The 24,069-nt window shown below is 42.1% G+C and carries 24 protein-coding genes, 1 tRNA gene and 1 other annotated feature; of the genes, 4 read left to right on the forward strand and 21 right to left on the reverse strand.

What is annotated here, in order from left to right; translation table 11 throughout:
- Position 1 precedes the first annotated feature (1 nt).
- The 9 genes from JZO70_RS01975 to JZO70_RS02015 form a co-directional block, all read right to left on the reverse strand.
- A complete protein-coding gene (locus JZO70_RS01975; protein ID WP_207671862.1) occupies positions 2 to 454 on the reverse strand; it encodes a PTS sugar transporter subunit IIA in 453 nt (150 codons plus the stop codon).
- A 455-nt stretch (positions 455 to 909) separates the two neighbouring features.
- Entirely contained in the window at positions 910 to 1,758 is an 849-nt protein-coding gene (locus JZO70_RS01980) for a MetQ/NlpA family ABC transporter substrate-binding protein (protein WP_207671863.1), read from the reverse strand.
- A 21-nt stretch (positions 1,759 to 1,779) separates the two neighbouring features.
- Positions 1,780 to 2,466 (reverse strand): ABC transporter permease subunit, encoded by a 687-nt coding sequence (locus JZO70_RS01985; RefSeq protein ID WP_207671864.1) that lies wholly within the window; start codon positions 2,464 to 2,466, stop codon positions 1,780 to 1,782.
- Positions 2,459 to 3,493, reverse strand: coding sequence for a methionine ABC transporter ATP-binding protein (locus JZO70_RS01990; protein ID WP_207671865.1), 1,035 nt, complete (start codon positions 3,491 to 3,493; stop codon positions 2,459 to 2,461). The genes JZO70_RS01985 and JZO70_RS01990 overlap by 8 nt, the downstream gene beginning before the upstream one ends.
- A 56-nt stretch (positions 3,494 to 3,549) precedes the next feature.
- Positions 3,550 to 3,803, reverse strand: a binding site (T-box leader).
- Between the two features lie 63 nt (positions 3,804 to 3,866).
- Positions 3,867 to 4,199: a glycine cleavage system H family protein gene (locus JZO70_RS01995; RefSeq protein WP_207671866.1), complete on the reverse strand. Its 333-nt coding sequence runs from the start codon at positions 4,197 to 4,199 to the stop codon at positions 3,867 to 3,869.
- 1 nt (position 4,200) lies between these two features.
- On the reverse strand, positions 4,201 to 4,557 hold the full coding sequence (locus JZO70_RS02000; RefSeq protein ID WP_207671867.1) for a Spx/MgsR family RNA polymerase-binding regulatory protein: 357 nt from the start codon (positions 4,555 to 4,557) through the stop codon (positions 4,201 to 4,203).
- Positions 4,550 to 5,743, reverse strand: coding sequence for an FtsW/RodA/SpoVE family cell cycle protein (locus JZO70_RS02005; RefSeq protein ID WP_207671868.1), 1,194 nt, complete (start codon positions 5,741 to 5,743; stop codon positions 4,550 to 4,552). Before JZO70_RS02005 ends, JZO70_RS02000 begins: the two co-directional genes overlap by 8 nt.
- 88 nt (positions 5,744 to 5,831) lie before the next feature.
- A complete protein-coding gene (locus tag JZO70_RS02010; RefSeq protein ID WP_207671869.1) occupies positions 5,832 to 6,464 on the reverse strand; it encodes a DUF1361 domain-containing protein in 633 nt (210 codons plus the stop codon).
- A gap of 209 nt (positions 6,465 to 6,673) precedes the next feature.
- Positions 6,674 to 6,746, reverse strand: a tRNA-Thr gene (locus tag JZO70_RS02015).
- A gap of 137 nt (positions 6,747 to 6,883) precedes the next feature.
- Here JZO70_RS02015 and JZO70_RS02020 point away from each other — a divergent pair.
- Positions 6,884 to 7,123, forward strand: coding sequence for a hypothetical protein (locus JZO70_RS02020; protein WP_207671870.1), 240 nt, complete (start codon positions 6,884 to 6,886; stop codon positions 7,121 to 7,123).
- Between the two features lie 23 nt (positions 7,124 to 7,146).
- On the opposite strand, the gene upp is transcribed toward JZO70_RS02020, so the two are convergent.
- From upp to JZO70_RS02050, 6 genes are all read right to left on the reverse strand, one after another.
- Positions 7,147 to 7,776 (reverse strand): uracil phosphoribosyltransferase, encoded by a 630-nt coding sequence (gene upp / locus JZO70_RS02025; protein ID WP_207671871.1) that lies wholly within the window; start codon positions 7,774 to 7,776, stop codon positions 7,147 to 7,149.
- Positions 7,777 to 7,846: 70 nt separating this feature from the next.
- Entirely contained in the window at positions 7,847 to 9,091 is a 1,245-nt protein-coding gene (glyA, locus tag JZO70_RS02030; protein WP_207671872.1) for a serine hydroxymethyltransferase, read from the reverse strand.
- A gap of 64 nt (positions 9,092 to 9,155) precedes the next feature.
- Complete coding sequence (locus JZO70_RS02035; RefSeq protein WP_207671873.1) at positions 9,156 to 10,169, reverse strand: L-threonylcarbamoyladenylate synthase; 1,014 nt, start codon at positions 10,167 to 10,169, stop codon at positions 9,156 to 9,158.
- 198 nt (positions 10,170 to 10,367) lie between these two features.
- A complete protein-coding gene (prmC, locus tag JZO70_RS02040; protein WP_207671874.1) occupies positions 10,368 to 11,198 on the reverse strand; it encodes a peptide chain release factor N(5)-glutamine methyltransferase in 831 nt (276 codons plus the stop codon).
- Entirely contained in the window at positions 11,191 to 12,264 is a 1,074-nt protein-coding gene (prfA, locus tag JZO70_RS02045) for a peptide chain release factor 1 (protein ID WP_207671875.1), read from the reverse strand. The genes prmC and prfA overlap by 8 nt, the downstream gene beginning before the upstream one ends.
- On the reverse strand, positions 12,265 to 12,846 hold the full coding sequence (locus JZO70_RS02050) for a thymidine kinase (RefSeq protein ID WP_207671876.1): 582 nt from the start codon (positions 12,844 to 12,846) through the stop codon (positions 12,265 to 12,267). It lies immediately after the preceding gene.
- Positions 12,847 to 13,081: 235 nt separating this feature from the next.
- Here JZO70_RS02050 and JZO70_RS02055 point away from each other — a divergent pair, with 235 nt between their 5' ends.
- From JZO70_RS02055 to JZO70_RS02065, 3 genes are all read left to right on the forward strand, one after another.
- Positions 13,082 to 14,479 carry a TrkH family potassium uptake protein gene (locus JZO70_RS02055; RefSeq protein ID WP_207671877.1) on the forward strand — a complete coding sequence of 466 codons (1,398 nt, stop codon included), beginning with the start codon at positions 13,082 to 13,084 and terminating at the stop codon, positions 14,477 to 14,479.
- A 118-nt stretch (positions 14,480 to 14,597) separates the two neighbouring features.
- The gene (locus tag JZO70_RS02060) at positions 14,598 to 15,950 is read left to right on the forward strand and encodes a Mur ligase family protein (protein ID WP_207671878.1); all 1,353 of its coding nucleotides are present in this window, start codon (positions 14,598 to 14,600) and stop codon (positions 15,948 to 15,950) included.
- Positions 15,943 to 16,635, forward strand: a complete 693-nt coding sequence (locus tag JZO70_RS02065) for an adenosylcobyric acid synthase (protein ID WP_207671879.1) — start codon at positions 15,943 to 15,945, stop codon at positions 16,633 to 16,635. Before JZO70_RS02060 ends, JZO70_RS02065 begins: the two co-directional genes overlap by 8 nt.
- Before the next feature lie 45 nt (positions 16,636 to 16,680).
- Here the strand turns inward: JZO70_RS02065 and manA are convergent, their stop codons facing one another.
- The 6 genes from manA to JZO70_RS02095 all read right to left on the reverse strand — a co-directional run bounded on the left by manA (position 16,681) and on the right by JZO70_RS02095 (position 23,886).
- Positions 16,681 to 17,664: a mannose-6-phosphate isomerase, class I gene (manA, locus tag JZO70_RS02070; RefSeq protein ID WP_207671880.1), complete on the reverse strand. Its 984-nt coding sequence runs from the start codon at positions 17,662 to 17,664 to the stop codon at positions 16,681 to 16,683.
- The gene (locus tag JZO70_RS02075) at positions 17,642 to 18,670 is read right to left on the reverse strand and encodes a serine hydrolase domain-containing protein (RefSeq protein WP_207671881.1); all 1,029 of its coding nucleotides are present in this window, start codon (positions 18,668 to 18,670) and stop codon (positions 17,642 to 17,644) included. Before JZO70_RS02075 ends, manA begins: the two co-directional genes overlap by 23 nt.
- A gap of 45 nt (positions 18,671 to 18,715) precedes the next feature.
- A complete protein-coding gene (locus tag JZO70_RS02080) occupies positions 18,716 to 19,537 on the reverse strand; it encodes a VOC family protein (RefSeq protein WP_207671882.1) in 822 nt (273 codons plus the stop codon).
- Positions 19,538 to 19,648: 111 nt separating this feature from the next.
- Positions 19,649 to 21,508: an ABC transporter ATP-binding protein gene (locus JZO70_RS02085; protein ID WP_207671883.1), complete on the reverse strand. Its 1,860-nt coding sequence runs from the start codon at positions 21,506 to 21,508 to the stop codon at positions 19,649 to 19,651.
- A complete protein-coding gene (locus JZO70_RS02090) occupies positions 21,508 to 23,232 on the reverse strand; it encodes an ABC transporter ATP-binding protein (RefSeq protein ID WP_207671884.1) in 1,725 nt (574 codons plus the stop codon). Before JZO70_RS02090 ends, JZO70_RS02085 begins: the two co-directional genes overlap by 1 nt.
- On the reverse strand, positions 23,233 to 23,886 hold the full coding sequence (locus tag JZO70_RS02095) for a TetR/AcrR family transcriptional regulator (protein ID WP_207671885.1): 654 nt from the start codon (positions 23,884 to 23,886) through the stop codon (positions 23,233 to 23,235).
- Between the last annotated feature and the right edge of the window lie 183 nt (positions 23,887 to 24,069).

A 24,069-nucleotide genomic window follows, 5' to 3' on the forward strand; every position in this document is an offset into this window, starting at 1 on the left:
ATTATTCCTCCCCATGGATAATTTCCATTACTTCTTCTGAACTGACAGCTTGCTTTAATTGATCTCTGAACGCTTGATTCATTAGCTTTCTTGATAATCCGCTTAAAATATCTAAATGGATATCTGCTGCTTTTTTAGGAACTAAAATGGCAAAAACACATTCGATCGGTTGATCGTCCAAACCTTTGTAGTCTGATATCTGACTGGTATGAACAAAGCAGACAGTCGGTTTTAAAACATGTTTGCTTTTGGCATGTGGAATACCAAATCCATCTTCAATACCCGTTGAAGTCTCTTCCTCACGCTTGTATAAATCTTTTACTACTTTTTTTGCTTTTGTTACACGTCCATTTTCCTCCAACAGCTGACCGAGCCGTTCAAAAAGTGCATCTTTTGAACGAATTGATTCATCAAAAATAACTAAGTCGTTCATCATCAAACTAGCCAAATCCATAAAAACTCACCTCCTAAAGTTATGTTATCGCTTTCGCTTATCTGTGATCACTATAGCACCGTTATCTAAACCGTTCAATAGTTTGAACGTTTTTCGGTTAATAAGTCTTTTGTAGCAGTTTTCGTTCAGTTTGTTTGAACGAAATCGTTCAACGATGTTTTGTTTTTTTATTTCTTGAACGCTATCTTCCATCTTTTTATAAATAACCATAAGAAAGGCTTCGCAAACTCGCCCAGCTTTGGAGCAATAAGACTAAAATTTGGATAAACTGCTCCTCAAGTTTCTCCAAATTTTCGCTTATTGCCGACAAAGTTAGTTTGTGAAGCCGGACATCAGTAGAATTGGTTTAATCAGCTTTCAAATTGTGAATAACTTATACTTTCTTTAAAAAATCAAAAAAATACCCTCAACAATCGGCTAAGCCGGACTGTTAAGGGTATTCGCTAGTTTATGGTTTATTCGGCAACGGGTTTTACTGAGCCGTCCCATTTTTCAAGAATCCAATCTTGAACTTCTTCGCGGTGCAATACTTCCATCAATTTTTGGATGCGTTCGTCGTCTTTATCTTCAGAACGAGTAGCCACGATGTTCACGTAAGGTGAGTTGTCGCTTTCCAAAAGAATTGAATCATTGATTGGGTTCAAGCCAGCGCCATATGCAAAGTTTGCGTTGATAGCTACCAAGTCGCCTTCATCATTGTTGTAAGTAGAAGCCAATAGTTCAGGGTTTACACTGTGGTTAAATTCTAGCTTTTTTGGATTTTCATCAATGTCATCAAACGTAGCTGTTTCGATATCTACACCATCTTTGACAGTGACTAAATCTGCTGCTTCTAAAATCGAAATCACTCGACCCCAGTCAGACTCAGAGTTTGAACAGATAATCGTTGCGCCATCTTCTAAATCTTTAATATCCGTAATTTTCTTAGAGTACAAGCCCATTGGTTCAATATGAACTGCACCTACATCGGCGAAGTCATAATCATTTTCTGATACGGCTTTTTCAAAGAACGGTTTGTGCTGGAAGTAGTTGGCATCCAATTCCTCTTCAGCCAATGATTTGTTTGGCAATACATAGTCATCGAATTTTTTGATTTCTAAATTGATGCCTTCTTCTTCTAAAAGAGGCTTCACATGTTCCAAAATTTCAGCGTGAGGTGTTGGTGATGCTCCCACAACCAATGTATCCGTGCTGGCGCTTCCGCCGCCGCTGCTGTCAGCCGTATTATCGCCGCCGTTTCCACATGCTGCTAAACCAACTGTTACTAATGCAATTGCTGTTAGACCTAATAATTTCTTTTTCATTCTATTTTCCTCCTAATATTTTTATCGTTTATCTGTTTTCTTCGTCAAAAAGTCCCCGACTCCTTGAACGATAAACACAATAATTAAAATGATGACAGTAGCTAAAAGAGTCACGGTATAATTGCCCCGCTGGTAGCCTTCCTGCCAAGCTAATGCTCCCAGCCCGCCGGCACCGATTGCTCCAGCCATCGCCGTAAAGCCGATCATAGTGATGGTTGTCACTGTGATACCTGATACTAACGCTGGCAAGCTTTCTGGAATTAATACTTTATAGATGATTTCAAAATAGCTGGCACCCATGGAATCCGCCGCCTCCAGCACACCGCTGTCGACTTCGCGAAAAGCAATTTCCACGAGACGGGCATAAAATGGCGCCGCTGAAAGAACTAAGGCCGGAATCGCTGCTTTGGCCCCCAACATCGTTCCTACTAATAATTTAGTAAAAGGAATGATCAATACCATCAGAATCATAAATGGTGTGGAACGAAAGATATTCCCAATCACCGATACAATCCCATACAGCAAGCTCTTGCCCCCGGTTTTCTTTCTCCCCAAAGTATAAAGCGCCAAACCTAACAATAATCCGATAACGAAGACCAAAATCATCGAAGAAAAGGTCATGAATAAGGTATCAATGATCGCTTGTTTTAACGTTTCCGGGTCTAGCTGTTCAAAGTTTAGATAGGTTTCACTAAAGCTTTTATCCACGATGAATCACCTCCGCCTCAACATTTTGACTTCTGATAAAAGCTAATGCTTGATCAATTTCTTTTTCAGCACCTGTGATTTGAACGGTTAAGGTACCGAAAGAATTGCCGTCAGCTCGCTCAATATTTCCGTAAACAATACTGATATCAACTTGGAAATTGCGAATCGCTTGGGAAACGACTGGTTCACCGGCATTGTTTTCTAAAAAGTGCAAAGTCACTAAGGTGCCGTTGGGATTCTCTTTTAGAAATTCCTGGACCAATTCAGTCGTATCCGCATTCGGTTCTAACTCCTGTTGGACGAAAAGCTTGGTTACTTCCTGCTGCGGATGACGGAAGACATCTTTGACAAATCCTTCTTCCACAATCTTTCCTTGCTCCATAACGGCTACCTTGTTGCAAATTTTACGAATCACGTTCATCTCGTGAGTGATTAGTACAATTGTTAAACCTAGCTTAGCATTGATATCTGCTAACAAGTCCAACACTTCTTCCGTTGTCTGCGGGTCCAATGCACTCGTGGCTTCATCGCAAAGCAGGATATCCGGATCATTGGCTAAAGCCCTAGCAATCCCAACTCTTTGCTTCTGTCCCCCAGACAGCTGTGCCGGATACGCATCGCCCCGACCTTCCAAGCCAACCAGTTTAATCAGCTCGTCAACCTTTTGTTTTCTTTGCTCTTTTGCCACCCCTGCTAATTCTAAGGGTAATTGAATATTTTCTCTTACGGTACGAGACCATAATAGATTGAAATGCTGGAAGATCATGCCTACCTTTTTACGAAAGTTGCGCAGCTCTGCTCCTTGCATTTTCGCTACATCTTCACCTTTAATTGTTACCTCGCCCTTAGTGGCTGTTTCTAATCCATTCAGCAAACGAACCAGTGTACTTTTTCCGGCACCAGAATAGCCGACAATCCCATACACATCTTTTGGTTCAACTGTCAGATCAACACCGCTTACTGCATGAATCTGACCGGCTTTGCCTGAAAAAGTTTTTTCCACTTGGCGTAATTCGATCAATGCCATTGTTGTCTCCCCCTTGATAAATAAAAAAAGCTCCCGTCTTAAATGTACAAACGTACACTTAGGACGAAAGCTATACTTTCGTGTTACCACCTATGTTTATGAATGCCTCGCGACAATCACCTCATCCAGTACTTGAATGTTGTTCTTCGCATACTGTGGTGCTGTAACGGGCACTCCCGTAACTGACTTACTTACGCTCGTCAATTCTGCTCAAAGACCATCTTCCATCTTATTCTCGTTATCCCTTCTCAGCTTAACGGGACTCTCTTAAAACGTTCATCAGATGTACTCTTCTTTTCATTGCTTTCTCATATGATATGAGTGAATTATAACAAATCTAAATTTTATCTGTCAATTGATTTTAGCAATTTTCTTAAAGTGTTTCGAATTCTTCCACATCAACCTGTCTAAAAGACAGTACCCAAGCATCTAATTCGTCTTCAGTATTCAAAGCTGCTGGATCTTTTTCAGCCTTTTCATTGATGGAAGCAACTACACCTGTCACCGGACTTTTGAACTCACTGACTGCTTTTTCCGCTTCAACTTCTAAAAATGGTTCGCCAGCCTTCACTGTTTGACCAATTTTAGGAAAAGAGACAAATGAAACTTCGCCTAATTCATCTTGTATTTCTTTGGTTAATCCCATACAAAAATCCTTATCGTTATGCAAAACCCATAATCCATCTTTTTTCTTTAAGTGTGCCATTTTATCCGAATACTCCTTTATATGCGTCTTCATTGAAGCCGTTAATGATGAATTTTCCATCTTTGACTATCATTGGTCGTTTCACCAACATGCCGTCGCTAGTCAATATACGACTTGCTTCTTCAATCGTCAAGTCTTTTACTTGATCCTTAAGATTTAGCTCGCGATATTTCATTCCGCTAGTATTAAAGAAGCGGCGCAGCGGAAGATCTGTACTTTCCATCCAGGCTTCAAGCTCCTCAGCTGAGGGAGTTTGACTAACTAAATCAATCGCTTCAAATTCCACCCCTTCTGCTTTCAGCCAAGCCTTGGCTTTTTTGCAGGTGGAACATTTGGGATATTCATAAAATTTATACACGACGGGTCCTCCTAGTTTCCAGCTTCTTCGCAGTTTGATAACGCATTGAAAGAATCAAGCCAATTCCCATCATATTTCCGATGATCGACGAGCCCCCTTGGCTGATAAAAGGCAGCGGGATCCCCGTCAATGGCAAAAGCCCAATATTGGCGCCGATATTTTCAAACACATGGAACAAAATCATCATAATAATGCCCGTTGCGATATAAGCGTAAAATTCATTATTCATATCAAAGCATACACGAATCATGCGATAAATCAATACAAAGTACAGCAGAATCACAAATGCTCCGCCGATAAAACCAAAGTTCTCACCAATCACGCTAAAAATCATATCCGATTCACGAACTGGCACATAAACATTACTAACATTATAACCTGTCCCAAACATGCCGCCTGAGCCGATAGCCATCAACGCATGAGCTAACTGAAAGCTTTGTCCCTGAGGATCATGGAACGGGTCCAGCCAGGAATCAATCCGGGCAAACTGGTAGCTCTTAAAGCCGACATTCGACAAAAGCTCCCGACCAAAGTCAGTCGTTACTAGTAAGATGACCGCAGTCCCAGTAACGGCCACAAGTATAATCGCCGGCACCACAATCAACCAGGAAATCCCTGACATTAAGAACATCCCAGCAAAAATAGCTAAAAACACCAGCATCGTTCCGAAGTCATTTTGCATCTTAACCAAAACCAAAACAGGAATTGTAGCTAAAACCAGCTTGCCGATTAACAGCAGATCCGTTTTCAGCGTGCGTAAACTATTTTTCACGTTATGCCGGGTGATTATCAGCGCCAGCATTAATATATACGCGATTTTCATTAACTCCGAGGGCTGGAAGGTCATCGTTCCAAACCTAAACCAGTTTTTTGATCCCGTGGAAGCCGCTAACGTCGGATCATAATACTCCAGCAGGGCTAGCATAACCGCCAAACCAATGACATACAAAAACGGCGTTAAACGCCACAACCATTTAGCATCCAAATGCATAATAATAACTACTACTAAAGCACCCAATGCATACCATAAGCTCTGCATTGCAATGCCGCGAAAAATATTTGTATCTCTAGGGTCGTGTGTTAACGCCACATAGAGGGAAAGCAAACCAATCAAACAAAGCAGAAAGACCGGCAAAATGACCCCGTAATCAATCCGATTGTCTTTATTTCTTTTAATTGTATCCATGTGTCATCCCTTTTCCAACGATATACTTGCTTATTATAGACGCTTCTAGCTGCGAATAAAAGGCCGCATCCACGACTTTGAAAAAAATTTAGTCTTCTATTTTAATTATTTTCAATTCCTTTAGCAACAGCCAGATTCCCCACTGAATGACCATAAATATCAGGACAAATTGCACTTTTCCAATCGACCAATTCCCGATTAACAAAGATAAGGTTGACACAGGATGCAAAATCAGCTCGATGGAATGAATCCGTTCAAAGCGTCCAATGTAAATAGCGACTCCTGATAAGAATGCCAATAAGGTTAAACTAAACCCAGAATAATTCTTCCCATAAGGAAGCTGTCTAACTATCCCCACTGCTTGACTCATTCCAACTAATACCATGATAAAAATCGGCAGCACCAATAAAAGAAACATCAGCCAATCCGTCGGAACAAGCTGAAACAACCCCTGTGACTGATAAATACTTAAAGCTTCCAAATGAAACAAATCAGTTAGCAGATAAGGCACATTGGGAAAGAACAATAACCACAATCCGCCAAAAAGATAGCGCCAGTTAGTCTGGATACGGGTAAAAAGCAGACCGAACTCAATCGGCAGCCAAGCTAAAAAGACATTCAAGCTCATGAATGAGAACGGGTTTGGATAAGCCGTCATGGCAATAATATAAATGACTATCAGCAGTCGATAAATTACCGGCTTGCTTATTTTGGCTTTCATAACAGACAACCTCCTCTCAATTATTGGTATAAATAAAATCGATAACCTCATTTGACTCAGGTTATCGACTGATTTCACGTTATTCTTAGCGATATTTTTGTTATTTCGAAAATTCTCTGCCCAGTTTTCTGCCCACCTGGACAAAAAATGTAAAACGAACGCCGTCATGAATCAAGGTAAAACCTTGATATGACGGCGTTTTAAGCTAGTGCCAGCTGCAGGGATCGAACCTGTGACCTACGCGTTACGAGTGCGTTGCTCTACCAACTGAGCTAAGCTGGCAATCGATACAAATGAAATTATAGAAAACTTTTAACAAAATGTAAAGCCCAAACATCTGTCAAAAGCGGTTACATGAAAATTTCAACGAAATATGCTATAATGTACTTAAGCTGTAAGATTAAAGGGGGAGCTTTTACATGGCCACATTTGGTAAAATGACAACGCAGATCGACCCTTCAGAAGCAGGAAAAGATTTTCCTGTTCAGACACGTGTAACGTTCACTGTTCGCAATCAGCCCCAAACTGGCGTGATTACTAAGCAGCTGAAAAATGCTGCTGTGGTAGAAATTGATGAGAACACCAAAAACGCTGAATTGATTAATCAGTCCAACGGAGTTGTAGTTATCAACTATAAAGAAATGAAAAAAATTCAGTGATCCGTTTGGATCACTGAATTTTTTTATTTTGTACCAAATAAACGGTCACCCGCATCACCTAAACCAGGAACAATGTAACCATGTTCGTTTAAGCGATCATCTAATGCAGCAGTATAAATGTCTACATCTGGGTGAGCATCCTGTAAAGCTTTAACACCTTCTGGAGCAGCCACTAAGCAGACAAATTTCATGTTTGAAGCGCCGCGTTTTTTCAATGAATCAATCGCCATGATAGCTGATCCGCCAGTTGCCAGCATTGGATCAACGATAAATAATTGACGGCTGTCAATATCTTCTGGCATTTTGAAGAAGTATTCATGAGGCTCTAAGGTCTCTTCATCACGGAATAAGCCGATATGGCCGACTTTAGCAGCCGGAATCAATTCTAAAATTCCATCTACCATCCCAATACCTGCTCGCAGGATTGGCACAATCGCTACTTTTTTACCTGATAATGTTTTTTGGACTGATTTTTGCATTGGTGTTTCAATTTCAATATCTTCTAACGGCATATCACGAGATACTTCATAAGCCATTAAGTTGGCAATCTCACCCACTACTTCACGAAATACTTTCGTTCCGCAGTCCTTGTCCCGGATAATTGTTAATTTGTGTTGAATTAATGGATGATCAATTACTTGAAACTTTCCCATAATGAATAGCTCCTCATCTATATTTTACTCTTATTATAAGGCAAACCTTATTAGAAAACTAGTCATAATACTAGACATTCAAAGGATGTGCATCAGTTAGCTCTAAGATCGCTTTTTTCACTGCATCTAAGCGGCTTTCGTCTTCTCCAGAACGTAACGTTTCCACGATCAGTTCAGCAATTTTCTTCGCATCGTCTGCTTTAAAGCCGCGACTAGTGATGGCTGCTGTACCAATTCGGATACCGCTTGTTTGGAATGGACTCTTGGTTTCAAAAGGAATGGAATTTTTATTGACCGTAATGTGCACGGTATCCAATAAACGTTCCGCCTCTTTACCGGTCATTTCAAAGCCAGTTACATCCAGCAAGATTAAGTGATTGTCGCTTCCCCCTGAGATAACTCGGCTTTCTGGTGCCTGGTTAAAGACCTTCACCATCGCTTGGATATTATCCAATACTTGCTGCTGATAAGTCGTGAAGTCTTCAGACATTGCTTCCTTCAAAGCAATTGCCTTCGCAGCGATCACATGCTCCAACGGACCGCCTTGGATTCCAGGGAATACCGCGCTGTTGATTTTTTTAGCTAATGCTTCATCGTTGGTTAAAATTAACCCGCCTCGTGGACCACGCAATGTTTTGTGTGTAGTTGAAGTAACCACGTCTGCATAAGGAACCGGGTTAGGATGTAAACCTGTAGCAACCAAACCAGCAATGTGAGCCATGTCGACCATTAATTTTGCGCCTACTTCATCAGCAATTTCACGGAAACGGGCAAAATCAATCACACGACTATAGGCACTAGCTCCAGCAATAATCAATTTAGGCTGATGCTTGCGAGCCAAAATACGTACGACTTCATAATCAATCACTTCAGTTGATGGATCAACTCCATAAGCCACAAAGTTGTAGGTTTTCCCGCTAAAGTTCACTGGAGAACCGTGGGTTAAATGACCTCCAGCAGCCAAGTCCATTCCCAAAACCGTATCACCGGCTTCGATTAATGAAAGGTAACCTGCTTGGTTTGCTTGAGAGCCAGAATGTGCTTGAACATTCGCAAATTTTGCACCAAATAATTCTTTGGCACGATCAATGGCTAGATTTTCGACGATATCGACGAATTCACAGCCTCCATAATAACGACGTCCAGGGTAACCTTCTGCGTACTTATTCGTCAAAATGCTGCCTTGTGCTGCTTGAACAGCCTTCGAGACGATATTTTCAGAAGCAATCAGCTCCACATTGTTTTGTTGTCGCTGCTCTTCTTTTGCTATGGCTTCCCATAAATCGGGATCTAGTGCTTGATAATTCAAATCCATCCTCACCTTTCATGATTGTTGTTTCTAGTATACGCAAAGATTGCTCCATAATCGAATGTTTTGGCTAATTTTTTTCAAAATATTTTTGACCAGCGGCTTTTTTTAAGCGATTCATGTAGGCAGCGCCTAATTCACTCTCCTCAAAAACCTGGGTTAAAATGACATCGCTTTGCCCAGCTTCATCCAAAGCTCGCAAGCCGCTGTACAAGCCGCGAGTGGCAGCTTCCACCGTGTCGTCTTCAAAAATATAACGATCTTCAGTCGCAAACTTCTCGCCAACTGCTGGGCCGGCCAACATTCCTACTCGTTGCTGTTCCTGCTGAGCCCATGCGATCGCCTGCTCCCAATCATTTGCCCGTACCATTACAACGGGTGTGTCTGGCGAGTAGTGCTTGTATTTCATACCTGGAGCTTTGGGTGTTTCGCTTTCTTTAACCAAATGCTTGTCCAAAAGCACTTCCGTTTGCAAAACAGCCTCCAGCTGCTCCTTCGTGATAGCCCCTGGCCGCAAAATGACCGGTACTTCTCCACTCAAATCCAGGACTGTTGACTCCACACCAATTTGGGTAGCACCGTCATCTAATATCCCAGCAATTTTTCCTTTTAAATCATGAAAAACATGCTGTGCTGTGGTGGGACTTGGCTTGCCAGAAGTATTTGCACTAGGTCCTACCAGCGGCGCTTCAGTTTTCTTTATCAAATCAATTGTTATTTTATTGTCTGGCATTCTAAAGGCAGCTGTGGATAAGCCACCGGTTACAACGGCACTCAGACTGTTTTTTTTAATTGGAAAAATTAAAGTCAAGGGACCCGGCCAAAAATGCTGAACGATTTTTTCCGTCAAGGGATGATACTTGTCCACAAAGGGTTCGGTCATCTTGAAGTCGGCCACATGAACAATTAGAGGGTTATCGCTGGGACGTCCTTTGACCTGAAAAACCTGCTTGACAGACTCCGGCAAAAGCGCATCAGCGCCCAATCCGTAGACCGTTTCGGTGGGAAAGGCGACTAATTCCCCGCGCTTCAGCAATTCCGCCGCATAGGCCAATTCTTCTGCTTGAAATATTTTTGTTTCCACAGCTTTTCCACAGCTCCTTTTTTACGATTTCCTAATCTATCAGTTACTTATCTAGAGATATCCACGGGCTGTGGATAATGATTTTGTCAAGTGTGCATAACCCTGTTGATAACTTTTCGTCGGCTTTACAGCCTGTTAAATCAATGTTTTTTTATCATAACTATAGCTTAAAAATATTTTATCCCCAATTTTTATTAATCAACATACGATGACCATTCGATCATTTTTAGATAAATCTTTTTTTACCTCAACTTGCTTATCAGGAAAAGCCTGCTGCATCATTTGACGCACCGCTTCCCCCTGCTGAAAACCAATTTCCAACAGCAGCATGCCTTCTGGTTTCAATCGCTGCGGACTTTCCTCGGCAATTTTTTGATAGATCGCCAAACCTTCGTTTTCAGCAAACAAAGCTTGCTTTGGTTCAAAGGTCCGAACACTTTCATCCATTAAGGCCCATTCAGCTGGACTGATATAGGGAGGGTTGCTGATAATAATATCTTGCGGCTCATCAATCGATGATAAAGTATCTCCTAAACGGAAGTCGATCTCTACACCATTTCCACGGGCGTTTTCTTCAGCAACCGCCAAAGCTCCAGCCGAAATATCCACTGCTGTTACTTGCCAGTCTGGACGAGCCAATTTTAAGCTAATAGCAATTGCTCCAGTTCCTGTGCCAATATCCACTACTTTAAGCTTAGTTCCCGGATTCTTTTCCAAACATAACATAACCAGCTCTTCCGTCTCAGGTCGCGGGATCAGGGTGTCTTTCGTCACCTTGAAGCGATGACCTAAAAAGTCGCTGTAGCCTAACATATATTGCGGGGGAAAATGGTTCAACAGCTGTTCCATGTCCCCTTGAAGTACGGCTTCCTCTGCTGGTGATATTTCATCCCGCATGTGCAGCAGCCACTGAGTTTTGTCCCAGCCCTTGCGTTCAAGAAACAAGTACTCAATCCCATAGCCTTCTAAGCCAGCTTCCTCTAAAAAAGAAGAAGCCCTTGAAAGGACTTCTACGTAGGTTTTAGCCATTTTGCAGCTCTTCCAGTTTCTTCGTTTGATCAAATAGAATCAAGGCATCAATGATTTCATCTAATTTTCCAGTTAAAATCTGATCCAATTTTTGGATGGTTAAACCAATGCGGTGATCGGTTACCCGGTTTTGCGGGAAGTTATAGGTACGAATCCGTTCAGAACGGTCTCCGGTACCAACAGCTGACTTCCGACTTGCATCGTATTCAGATTGGGCTTCTTGAGAAATCTTGTCGTACACGCGGGCACGCAAGACCTTCATCGCTTTTTCACGGTTCTTCAACTGTGAACGTTCATCCTGCATCGCTACAACGACTCCGGTTGGAATGTGAGTTAAACGTACAGCAGAAGCCGTCTTATTGACGTGCTGTCCACCAGCTCCTGACGCGTGGTAAATATCGGTACGGATATCTTTTTCAGCAATATCAATTTCAACTTCTTCAGCTTCCGGCATAATAACGACGGTTGCAGTAGAAGTGTGAATGCGACCTTGTGATTCAGTGGAAGGCACCCGTTGTACTCGGTGTGCGCCGCTTTCGTATTTCAATTTCGAAAAGACACTGTCGCCGCTGATCATCATAATGACTTCTTTATAGCCGCCAATTCCCGTAACGTTGGCATCCATAACTTCGGTTTTCCAGCCTTGCGCTTCCGCATAACGTTGGTACATGTTGAACAAGTCCCCGGCAAATAAAGCCGCTTCATCGCCGCCAGCCGCGCCGCGAATTTCCATAATGATGTTTTTGTCATCGTTAGGATCTTTTGGCAATAGCAGAATTTTAATTTCTTCTTCTAAGACTTCTTTTTCTTTTTTCAAGTCAGACAATTCTTCTTTAGCCATTTCAGCCATGTCGGCTTCCAGGCTTTCACCTAGTAATTCCTCGGTGTCTGCGATACCTTCCACTACTTCTTTATAGCGGCGATAAGTTTCAACCGTTTCGCGAATACTCGCTTCTTCTTTAGAAAGTCTCATGAACCGCTGAGTGTCGGTAACGACCTCTGGATCACTAAGTAATTCCCCAAGCTCTTCATAACGATCTTCCATGCTTTGTAACTGATCGTACATTTATTCATCCTCCTTAATTTCCGGGTGCAGGTAATGCTTGCGGCAAACAGGGTAATAGGCTTCATTTCCGCCAATTTGGACCTGATCACCTTCATAAACAGGCTTGCCATCAATAAAATGCAAGTTCATCGTTGCTTTTTTGTGGCAGAACCAGCAAATCGTTTTTAATTCTTCTAATTTATCTGCATACAACAACAGATACTTTGAACCTTCAAACAGTTCATTACGAAAATCATTTTTCAAACCAAAAGCCATCACTGGAATGCCCAGTTCATCAACCACTCGAGCAAACTCGATTACATGATGCTTTAGTAAAAATTGTGATTCGTCCACTAAGATACAAAAAGGCTTATAATCCAGCGCCTTGATCGATTCATAAACATTCGTCTCCGCAAAAATCGGTGTTGCCGGACGTTTTAAACCGATTCGGCTGGCAATCATGCCTACACCGTCCCGGGTGTCTAAACCGCTGGTCATTAAAACCACTGGTTTATTTTGCTCTTCATAATTGTGGGCGACCTTTAGAATTTCAATCGTCTTCCCACTGTTCATTGCGCCATATTTAAAAAAAAGCTGTGCCATCTCTTGTCACCTTTCACTTCATTCCTATCGTATTATAGCCGAAAAGCGGTATTTTTTACAGTCATAATTTCTATTCTCTCCTTATTCTCTAAAGAAGGCGAAAGTTTTCTGGCGAATTTTGGCAATTTTTTAAGAAATTCAGCCTAAAACCAAGAACAAAAGAATTCCTCTTTCTTCTATTTCCAAGCGTGATATACTAGTGATAATTATTTGCTAGAAGGAGTCTGTCATTCCAATGAACTTATCACGTCGCCTGAACTTCTTAAAACGAAGCTTACGCAGGCTAGACAATCGATTTTCATCGATTCAAATTATCGTTTTCTACTATATTATTATGACTCTGCTGTCCTTATTGCTCTTTTACTTACCGGTCTTTCGTCAGCCGAACTCCCATGTTTCCTTTTTGGATATGGTTTTTATGGCAATTTCCACTGTTTCAGTGACTGGATTAACCACCTTTGATATCAATTCGGTGTTTAACGAAACTGGGGTCGTGTTGTTAGAAATCCTGTTCCATGTTGGCGGCTTGGGAATTATGATGATCAGCACCTTCTTTTTTATTGTCTCCAAGCGCCGGATATCCCTGAAACAGCGTCAGCTGATCATGACGGATATGAATCAGCCCCGCTTGAGCGGGGTTGTCTTATTAATCAAAATCACCTTAACGATGCTTTTGTGTACTGAATTGATTTTTGGCACGTTGTTTTCGATTTATTTTTATTTTATGGGGTATTATGCTTCCGTTGGCGAAGCGATTTTTTACGGCTTTTATCAATCCATCTCAGCTGTCACCAACTCAGGCTTTGACGTGACTGGCACGTCGATTATTCCATTAGCCAATGATCATCTGTTTTTGATTGTCATTATGTTTTTGATTTTTATTGGCGGGATCGGTTTTCCGGTGTTGATGGATTTTCACGGCTGGGTAACCCATCGCCGTTCAGCCTCCAAGATTCCTTTTCGCTTCAGCTTGTTTTCAAAAATTGCCTTGTTGGCTTTTGTGGTTTTGTTTGTGGGTGGAACGATTATTATTTGGCTGTTGGAAAAAAATCACAGCTTTAGTGACTTACCATCCTGGGATCAATGGCTCAATTCGGCCTTCTATTCCATGACTACTAGAAATGCCGGTCTGCAAATTCATGATTTGAATCAATTCCAAAACACGACACTGATTATTTTCTCGATGCTGATGTTTATCGGTTGTTCGCCAAGCTCGGTTGGTGGCGGGATTCGAACCACTACCATTGCAATCATCGGTTTGTATTTGTACTCTTTCTTGAAAAATGAAGAAGACATTAATATCTTTAATCGCCGGATTCCCCAAAATGATGTACGAAAATCGGTGGTGGTCTTCATGCTTTCCATGGGGATGTGCTTTTTCAGTATTTTGTTTTTAACAGCCACCGAGGATCATTCGCTGATTTCGATTATTGTGGAAGTGACTTCCGCATTTGGGACAACCGGTTTGTCTTTAGGAATTACTGATGACCTGTCCGCAACCGGAAAAATCATGATTGCCATCTTGATGTTTATCGGCCGAATCGGCATGCTGTATACGCTGCTGCTGTTTGTACCGAAAGAAACTCGTGACTTGGGGTATGAATATCCTGAAGAAAAGATTATTATTGGGTAGGAGCTTTCTAGCTCCTGCTTTTTTTGTAGAATACTTAAGAATAAGAAAAGCTGTTTAAACTTTTTTTTCAAGTATGATAAGATAAACTAAATTTGTTTACAGACATGGAGGATGTGCAATGGGGTTACGAAGTCATCTGGCAATTGCTGCCGGCAAGACCTCCCAATGGGTATTAAAGACATTTTTTAAAGGTGGTTCCAGCTATCCCGGGCAATTGGCCTTGAAGCTTGATCCGCATATTTTAGATACGTTGGCAAAAGACTACAGTGTAGTTGTAGTCACTGGAACAAACGGTAAAACCCTGACTACTGCTTTAACGGTTAATATTTTAAAGCAGGAATTTGATCAAGTGTTGACCAATCCAACCGGTGCCAACATGGCTCAAGGGATTGTTTCCACCTTTTTACAGGCCAAAGGTAAAAAAGGCGTCAAGAAATTCGCGGTACTGGAAATTGATGAAGCCAGCTTAAGCAAGGTAACAGAATATATCAAACCAGAGCTATTCTTGTTCACCAATATTTTCCGAGATCAAATGGATCGCTACGGTGAAATCTATACGACTTACAAAATGATTGTAGAAGGTGCTGCGAAATCGCCGAATGCGCCAATCATTTGTAACGGCGACTCACCGATTTTCAATTCCTTGGATACTGTGAATCCGCGGAAATATTACGGCTTTGACCACTTGCCGGACCAAGAGCAAGAGGCTCATTACAACACCGACGGCTTATTATGCCCAAGATGTCAGCACATTTTGCGTTATCAAATGATTACTTACGCCAACCTTGGCAAGTATTTTTGCCCCAACTGTGGTTTCCACCGCCCTGAGCTGGATTACAAACTAACAAAAATGCTGGACATGGACAATACGTCTTCAGCCTTTGTCATCGACGATCAAGAATACAAGATCGAAGTTGGCGGTATGTACAATGTCTATAACGCCTTGTCCGCAACTGCGGTAGCTGAGCATTTTAATGTTTCACCGAAAAAAATTCGCCAAGGCTTAGGCTACGATGAAAAAGTCTTTGGCCGTCAGGAAGAATTTTCAATTGGTGACAAAAAATGTACCTTAGTTTTAGTCAAAAATCCAGTGGGTCTAAATCAGGTTATCGACATGATCGGGTTAGCGCCTTATCCTTTTTCATTGGTCTCTTTACTGAATGCGAATTATGCAGACGGTATTGATGTCAGCTGGATTTGGGACGGCAATCATGAAGCCTTCGCCGAGATGGATATCCCAGCCGTAATCGCTGGCGGAGATCGTCATACGGATATGGCTTTACGTCTGAAGGTTGCTGGCATTCCAGCGGAACGTTTGACCGAAAAAGAAAACTTAACCGATGTAATCGACGCAATTAAGACAGTTCCAACTGAACATGTTTACATTCTGGCCACTTACACGGCCGTTTTACAGCTGCGTAAGGAACTTGCGCAAAAAGGCTACATTGATGGGGGAATGGATCGTGGCTAATTATCAATTAACAATGGCACACTTATACGGAAACCTTTTGAATACTTACGGTGACAATGGAAATTTGCTGATGTTCCAATATTATGCTAAGCAAATGGGTATTGAATTAACGACTGAAATCGTCAGCATTCACCAAGACTTTGATTCGCAAAAATTCGACTTAGTCTTCATTGGCGGCGGTCAGGATTATGAACAAGTGATTGTCTCCAAAGATATCCAAGACAAAAAAGCCGACTTGACTGAATATATCGAAAACGATGGCGTCATTTTAGCGGTCTGCGGTGGTTACCAATTGTTGGGCCACTATTATATCGGGGCAAATGGTGAAAAGATCAACGGCATTGGCGCGTTGGATCACTACACCTTAAGCCAAGACAATAACCGTTTCATCGGTGACGTTGTCATCCATAACGAAGAGTTCAACGAAACCTACTACGGCTTTGAAAATCACAACGGCCGTACCTTCTTAGGTAAAGATGAGCGACCATTAGGCAAGGTCGTCCAAGGCAAAGGGAACAATGGCGAAGACGAAGGTGAAGGGGTCATTTATAAAAATGTCTATGGCACCTATTTCCACGGACCGATTCTTTCCCGCAACAAAGCATTGGCCGTTAGACTGCTGCATACGGCATTGAAGAATAAATATGGCGAAGACATCGTACTTCCTGAATTACCTGCTGAATAAATTAAAAATGCTTGATCCTCGTTTAATTGAGAATCAAGCATTTTTTTATTTTCCTGGCGTTGAAGCGATAATTTTCATTTCGCCTTCTAATGCCCAAGTTTGAATAGCTGAAGGTAAAATGCAGCTGGAGCCTGGTTGCATTTCATAAGTTTGTCCGTCAACAATCAGGTTGCCGTAGCCTTCCACAACTGTCATCAAAGTATACGCGCCTTCTTTAGTTAGAGAAAGACGACCTGCTACTTCCCATTCGTACACGTTGAAGAAGTCGGTTTTCAAATAGCTGATAATGGAAGACTCGCCGTGTTTGGTTTCTTGTACTTCTAATTCTGGACTAATCGCTGGAACAGTCGTAACATCAACGGATTGCTGAACATGTAATTCCCGTTTGTTTCCTTGTTCGTCTTTGCGGTCATAGTCGTATACACGGTAAGTTGTATCCGAGCTTTGTTGAGTTTCTAAAATCAAAATCCCACGACCAATCGCATGGATGGTTCCACTAGGCACATAGAAAAAGTCGCCTTTTTTAACTGGAATGCGGCGTAACAAACGTTCCCATTGGCCGTTTTCAATCATTTCAGCCAACTCTTCCCGTGTTTGAGCATTGTGGCCATAGACAATTTCTGAACCTGGTTTGGCATCGATAATATACCAGCATTCCGTTTTGCCTAATTCACCTTCGTGCTTCAAGCCATAGGCATCATCGGGATGAACCTGTACTGACAGGTCATCTTCCGCATCCAAAATTTTGGTTAGCAACGGGAAAACGTCCCCTTCGGCATTGCCGAATAGTTCTCGGTGCTCAGCCCAAAGCTTGTCTAACTGCCAACCTTTATAAGGTCCATTCTCAACAACGCTAACGCCGTGAGGGTGTCCGCTGATGGCCCAATCTTCTCCGATACTGTCGTTAGGCAAATCAAAACCAAAGACGGTGTGAAGCTGATTGCCGCCCCAAATCTTTTCTTGAAATACTGGTTTTAAAAATAATGGTTCCACGTCTATTACTCCTCTATTTTTGATATAGTACTGCATGTTCAGACAGATAGGCGGCTAAAATTTCATCCCGCTGACGCACGTATTCTGCGCGGTGATCCTGCGGGTGCACCCGATTCGACAAAAAGAGAAAAGCCGAGTGCTTCACGGGATCCAGCAGCATAAATGCGCCAGTGTAACCTGTATGAAAAAGTAACGGCTGCTGTTGGACCTCATACCTCAAATCCCAGCCAAGACTGCGTCCGCCATTGCCTGTCGGTGTCTGATCAGACAGTAAAAAAGCAATGGTGCTTTCCTGCAAGTAAATCTTACCGTTAACGCTGCCAAAATTCAAATACATTTCGGTAAATTTCTTCAAATCTTTCATGTTGGTGAATAAGCCGGCGTTCCCGGCATGTTCCGCCAGCACCCTAGCTTTCGGGTCGTGAGTAATTCCTCGCAGCACTTCCCCGTTAGACATTTTTTCAGTCGGTACAAACCGTTCATCAATTACCTCTGGCAAAAAACAGCTGTCGCTCATTTCTAACGGTTCAAGAATATGCTGGCGGAAGATAGTGACAACATCTTCTTGATACAATTCCTCCAGCATAAAACCTAGCAGGATCGTACCCGCATCAGTATACTTTACTTGCTTGCCTAAATTTTCTCCCGACTGCAAGGTGAGATAGGCTGCCCGCAGCTCTTGGGCATTCAACTGATCCCGCTGAGGAATATAGGTTTGAATGTCCGAAGTATGAGTCAGCAAATGGCGTAACGTAATGCGCTCATCTTGAAAGTCCGGCAGCAGCTCCTGCAAAGGCTGATCCCACTCAATCTTCTTTTCTTCCCACAGCTTCAGCAGCATTGTTGTTGTGCAGATCACCTTCGTTAAGGAAGCAACATCAAACAACGCATTCTCCTCCATCGGACGAATCACCGGTTCCACCTGTGCCAAACCTAAAGTGGTAGTTTGCTGCTGATCTCCTTCAATAAAGGAATACACAACGCCAGGAAACACACCCTGCTGAAGTTTTTCTTCAATTATTTTTGTTGTCTTTGGGTACATGCATCTTCTCCCGTCAAAAAAACCGCGTTTTCACGCGGCAGTCTACTATTTTAAAACGAACCACCATTCGATGCCTACTGAATCGTAGATAGTGATTAAAGATTGTTTCTTATCAACAAAGAAGTCTTTGCCATTTTCATTTAAATGATCAATCAATGCCAGTAAATCATCCTTGCTGACAATAAATTGCAAGAAATCCAAACCTAAGACTTCATCTGTTGGTTTATCAATGGTTCCACCGCTTGCTTGCGTCAAGCCAACATGGAAGTCGCCACGATTTAAGATGCGCAGTTTCCCGTTTTCTTCTTGGACCTTTAAGCCTAAGATATCAGACAAAAAAGCTTCTTGTTTTTCAACATCGTTAACGTTCAAGTGAACGCGGCCAAAATAAGATTGGTGAATTTTTTTCTTTTCTGTTGCTTCAGCAGCTAAGGCATCCACATCCATACTGTTTGCTTCTTTGGTTGAACTTTTTTCATCTGGTGCATAAAAGACTTCAATTTCGTTGCCTTCAGGATCGACTAATAAAAGCCCTTTTTCTTTGTCGGTCTTTAACGCATCTTCTACCGGATATTCATTCTCCTGTGCCCGAAACGCCACGTTAGCCAACTCTTCCTCATTTGGCACCGCCAAAGAGAATCGTTGCATTTTTTTAATTTCGCCTTGATGATCTATCGCTCTGGGACTTTCTTCTAACCAAAGTAATTCGGTCATTGGTTCTTTGTAGCCTAAGATTGCTAATTCATTTTCTTCCCGCAATAAATGAAAACCGATGATATCCCGGTAAAAATGAATCATCAAATCACGATCTTTCACTCGAACCGCGATAGTTTTAAGTGCTAGATCACCCAAATTGAATTTCCCCATTTTATCTAATCCCTCCATATCATATTAATTCTACCTATAGCAAGGAAATACCGCAAGCGAAAGCCACTAAAAAAAGGGGATTACCGCAAAGTAATCACCCTTTTCAGCATCTTATGCTGCATTTTCTGAAAATTGACTATTATAAAGATCAGCATAGAAGCCGTTTTTCGCCATTAATTCATCGTGATTGCCGGTTTCCACAATGTCTCCGTGGTTCATTACAATGATATTGTCAGCGTCACGAATGGTAGATAAACGGTGTGCTACCACGAAGCTGGTACGGTTTTCCAACAGTCGATTCATCGCTTGTTGAATCAGCACTTCAGTCCGTGTATCGACACTGGAGGTCGCCTCATCGAGAATCAAAACATCCGGATTGGCTAGAAAGGCCCGCGCGATCGTAATCAATTGACGTTGTCCTTGGGAAATGTTGCTGGCATCTTCATTCAATACCGTATCATAACCATTAGGCAGCTTACGAACAAAATCATCCACGTGGGCGGCTTTCGCTGCTCGCATAATTTGCTCTTCAGTGGCATCATCATTACCGTACTTAATATTGTCATAAATACTTCCGGTAAACAGCCAAGTATCCTGCAACACCATCGAGAAGTGAGACCGCAATTCATCTCGACTAATATCTCGAGTGTCAGCACCTTCGTACTTGATGGAGCCGCCACTAACATCATAGAAACGTTCTAGTAAATTGATCATCGTCGTTTTACCAGCCCCAGTCGGACCGACGATGGCCACCATTTCACCCGGATTCACTTTCAAATTGAAATCCTTCATCAATAAGCTGTCTTCGCCGTAACCAAATTGAACGTGTTCGAATTCGACTTTGTAGGGACTGTTTTCTTCTACAGGAATACCAGAAGGTTCGTTGTCCATTTCCGCTTCGTCCAACACTTCAAAAACCCGTTCAGCTGAAGCAACCGTTGATTGAATGGTGTTCATCAAGTTAGCAATTTGCGTGATTGGTTGTGAAAACTGATTGGTATATTGCAAGAAGGCTTGCACATTCCCCAAAGTCATCGTCCCATTGGCCACTTTGATCCCGCCTAGAACCGCCACAAAGACATAGCCTAAGTTCTTAATGAAATTCATCAAAGGCATAATAATCGCTGAAATAAATTGTGCTTGCCAGCCGGCTTTGTATAAAACTTCATTTTCTTTTTCAAAATTCACTTGATCGGCTTTCTCATGATTGAAGGTTTTGACCACCGTATGTCCAGCATACGTTTCTTCCACCTGATTATTCAACAAGCCTAAGCTCTTTTGTTGGCTGGCAAAGAAGCGTTGGGATTTAGGTGCAACGATCATTACTACAATCAAACTTAATGGCACAGTGGCTAATGCTATTAACGTTAGCTGCCAGCTGATGGTCAGCATCATAACCAGTACTCCGACAAAGGTCACGGTACTAGTAATCAGCTGCGTCAAGTTTTGCTGCAGCGTACTGGCGATGTTGTCCATGTCGTTAATTGCCCGCGACATAATATCACCATTGCTGTGAGTATCATAATAAGAAATTGGCACTCGGTTCATTTTTTCTTCTAGATCTCTCCGCAGTTCAAAAACAGTCCGTTGTGAAACCCGGGTCATAATAAACTGTTGGAAGAAACTGAACAAAGCCGAAGCCAAGTACAACCCGATAACAACTAAAATAATCTCGCCAATTCGCTCAAAATTAATCGGGAAGCTGGTAATTTGCTGGCCCATCTGCATTTGCTGATAGCCCTCAGTTACCCCTTTAAATATTTCAGTTGTTGCTTCCCCTAAAATCTTAGGGGTTTGAATTTGAAAGATAACCGAAGTGATTGCTAAGACAAATACCGCAATGATCGCTACCATTCTTTTAGACATGTAGGAAAACAACCGTTTAATGGTTTTCCAAAAGTTTTTAGGTTTCGGTCCCTTAGCGCCCATATTACGGCTGGATCCGCCGCCCATTCTTGGTCCTTGTGCCATTACATGTCCTCCTCTCGCAATTGTGATTGAACAATCTCTTTATAAGTTTCGTTAGATTTCATTAATTCATCATGGGTTCCTTTACCCACAAGTTTTCCTTCGTCGATGACTAGAATAATATCGGCATCCATAACAGTACTTACTCGTTGAGCCACGATGACAACGACACTTTCGGTGATTTCCTTCAGCAAAGCTGCTCGCAATTTAGCGTCTGTTTTGAAATCCAAAGCTGAGAAAGAATCATCAAACACATAAATATCTGCGACTTTCACTAAAGCCCGAGCAATCGCTAAACGCTGACGCTGTCCACCTGAGAAGTTGCCGCCGCCTTGTTCAACGCGACTATCCAAGCCTTTTTCCATTTCACTGACGAAATCTTTGGCTTGCGCAATTTCCAACGCTTTCCAAATGGTTTCATCACTGGCATCCGGCGAACCGTACTGCATATTTTCACGAATCGTTCCAGAAAACAGAACTGCTTTTTGGGGAACAAAGCCGATCATTTCCCGCAAATCAACTTGATTGATCTCACGAGTCGATACACCGTTGATGCGAATCTCGCCTGATTCAATATCCAGCAGACGGGGAATCAGATTGATCAAGGTCGTTTTACCAGAACCCGTTCCACCAATAATCGCTACGGTTTGTCCAGCAGTTGCCGAAAAATCAATATCCTCTAAGGCCAGATGTTCAGCATCTTCGTAACGGAAGTTTACATGGTCGAAGGTTAACGAAGCATTATGCCCATTGACTTCGATTTTTTTAGGTTCAGCTGGATCTAAGATGGTATGCTCTGTTTCCAAGACTTCATTGATCCGGTCAGCTGATGCTTGAGCTCGCGGAACCGTAATAAAGATCATCGACAGCATCATGAAGCTCATCAGAATTTGCATCGCATAAGTCATAAAGGCAATCAAATTCCCAACTTCCAAACTCATATCGGCAATATAGTGACCCCCGAACCAAGTAATGGCAATATTGGTACCACTCATAATCAACGTCATCAGCGGCATCATTAAAGCGACAATCGTATTTACCTTGATGGCTGTGTTGGTATAATCCTTGTTGGCATCATTAAAGCGATTTTCTTCGTATTTCGTTTTATCAAAGGCCCGAATGACCCGAACCCCGGTTAATCCTTCACGGAAAACCAAGTTCAAACGGTCGGTTTTCTTTTGCATGCTTTTAAACAATGGTACGGCGAACATCATAATACCGCCAACAACAACCAGCATAATCGGAATAACCACAAAGAATATTTTAGTTAGCTCCGCGTCCTTTTGATAAGCCAAAATACTGGCACCAACTAACATAATCGGTGCATTGATCATCAAACGGAAAAACATCTGCGTAACCAATTGAACTTGAGTTACGTCATTGGTTGTCCGAGTGATTAGTGACGCTGTCCCGAATTTATCAAACTCATGATTTGAAAAGCTTCCAACTTTTTTGTAAACATCACTCCGCAGGCTTCGCCCTAAGCGTTGTGATTCTCTCGTAGCAAAGTAAGTGTTCCCCACCGCTGCGATAATACTCAAAACTGAAATCCCAATCATGACGAATCCCGTTCGCCAAATGTAGTCAATATCCCCCTTCGCTACCCCGTTATCAATAATATTCGAGGTTAAGGTTGGCAGATACAAATCGGCGATAACTTGGAAAAACATAAATAGGATCGCCAGAAAACCTGCCCAAAGCGGTATTCGTTTTAGTAGTTTAAGCATTTAGTTCCCTTCCTTCTTATAAGTTCCATTTTTCAGCCAGCCTAACGCTGTCTTAAAGTCCTCCACAATCTTCTCAATCGGATAGTCTGGATCACGAGATCGTTCATGATATCCCTTGCCGATGGAAGAAAAAACCGTTGTCATAATTAAATGGAGAAACATGTGTAATTCTGCCTCAGATTGAATCGTCAAATGCGTCCGATTAATGTGTTCTGCCAGCTCCCCTATGAAGCCCTGCCTTGGATGCTTAGCGTGATTCACATGCGCTGGCCCATCTGTTACTTTACGACCAGCCCGATAATCCATATTCAAGAAAAGATTGCGATAGAAATCAGCATCCTCTCCGGTAAAAATGTCCCGCAGCAAAAAAGTAAAATACTGATCAAAGCCTTCAAAAATATCGCCCTCTGCTGCATCAATTGCTTCAATTAATTCATTCGTACGATCCTTCCGCAGGGTTTCATAATAATGGAAATAAAGATCTTCTTTATCCGCAAAATATTGATAAAAGCTCCCTCTAGGAATATCCGCCAACTTCACAATGTCGGCAATCGAAGCCTCCTGCAGGGAATGACGGGAAAATTCAATCTTCGCCGCCTTCATTAAACGCTGCTGTTTTTCAGCCGGTAATCGGAAAAAAGTATCTGTAGGCATCATTTGTCCTCCTCACTAAATCGAAATGACACTCTGTCATATGACACAGTGTCATTATATCATCCTGTGAAAAAGATGCAAGAAAAACGATTCAACGTCTCACAGGTTTCAATCATTATGCGGAGTAATTACTTCTCATCAGCCAGCAGATAAAAAAGCGGATTATTTGACTAAATTTTATTT

The organism is Candidatus Enterococcus moelleringii, assembly GCF_017377575.1.
GTDB classification, from domain to species: domain Bacteria; phylum Bacillota; class Bacilli; order Lactobacillales; family Enterococcaceae; genus Enterococcus_A; species Enterococcus_A moelleringii.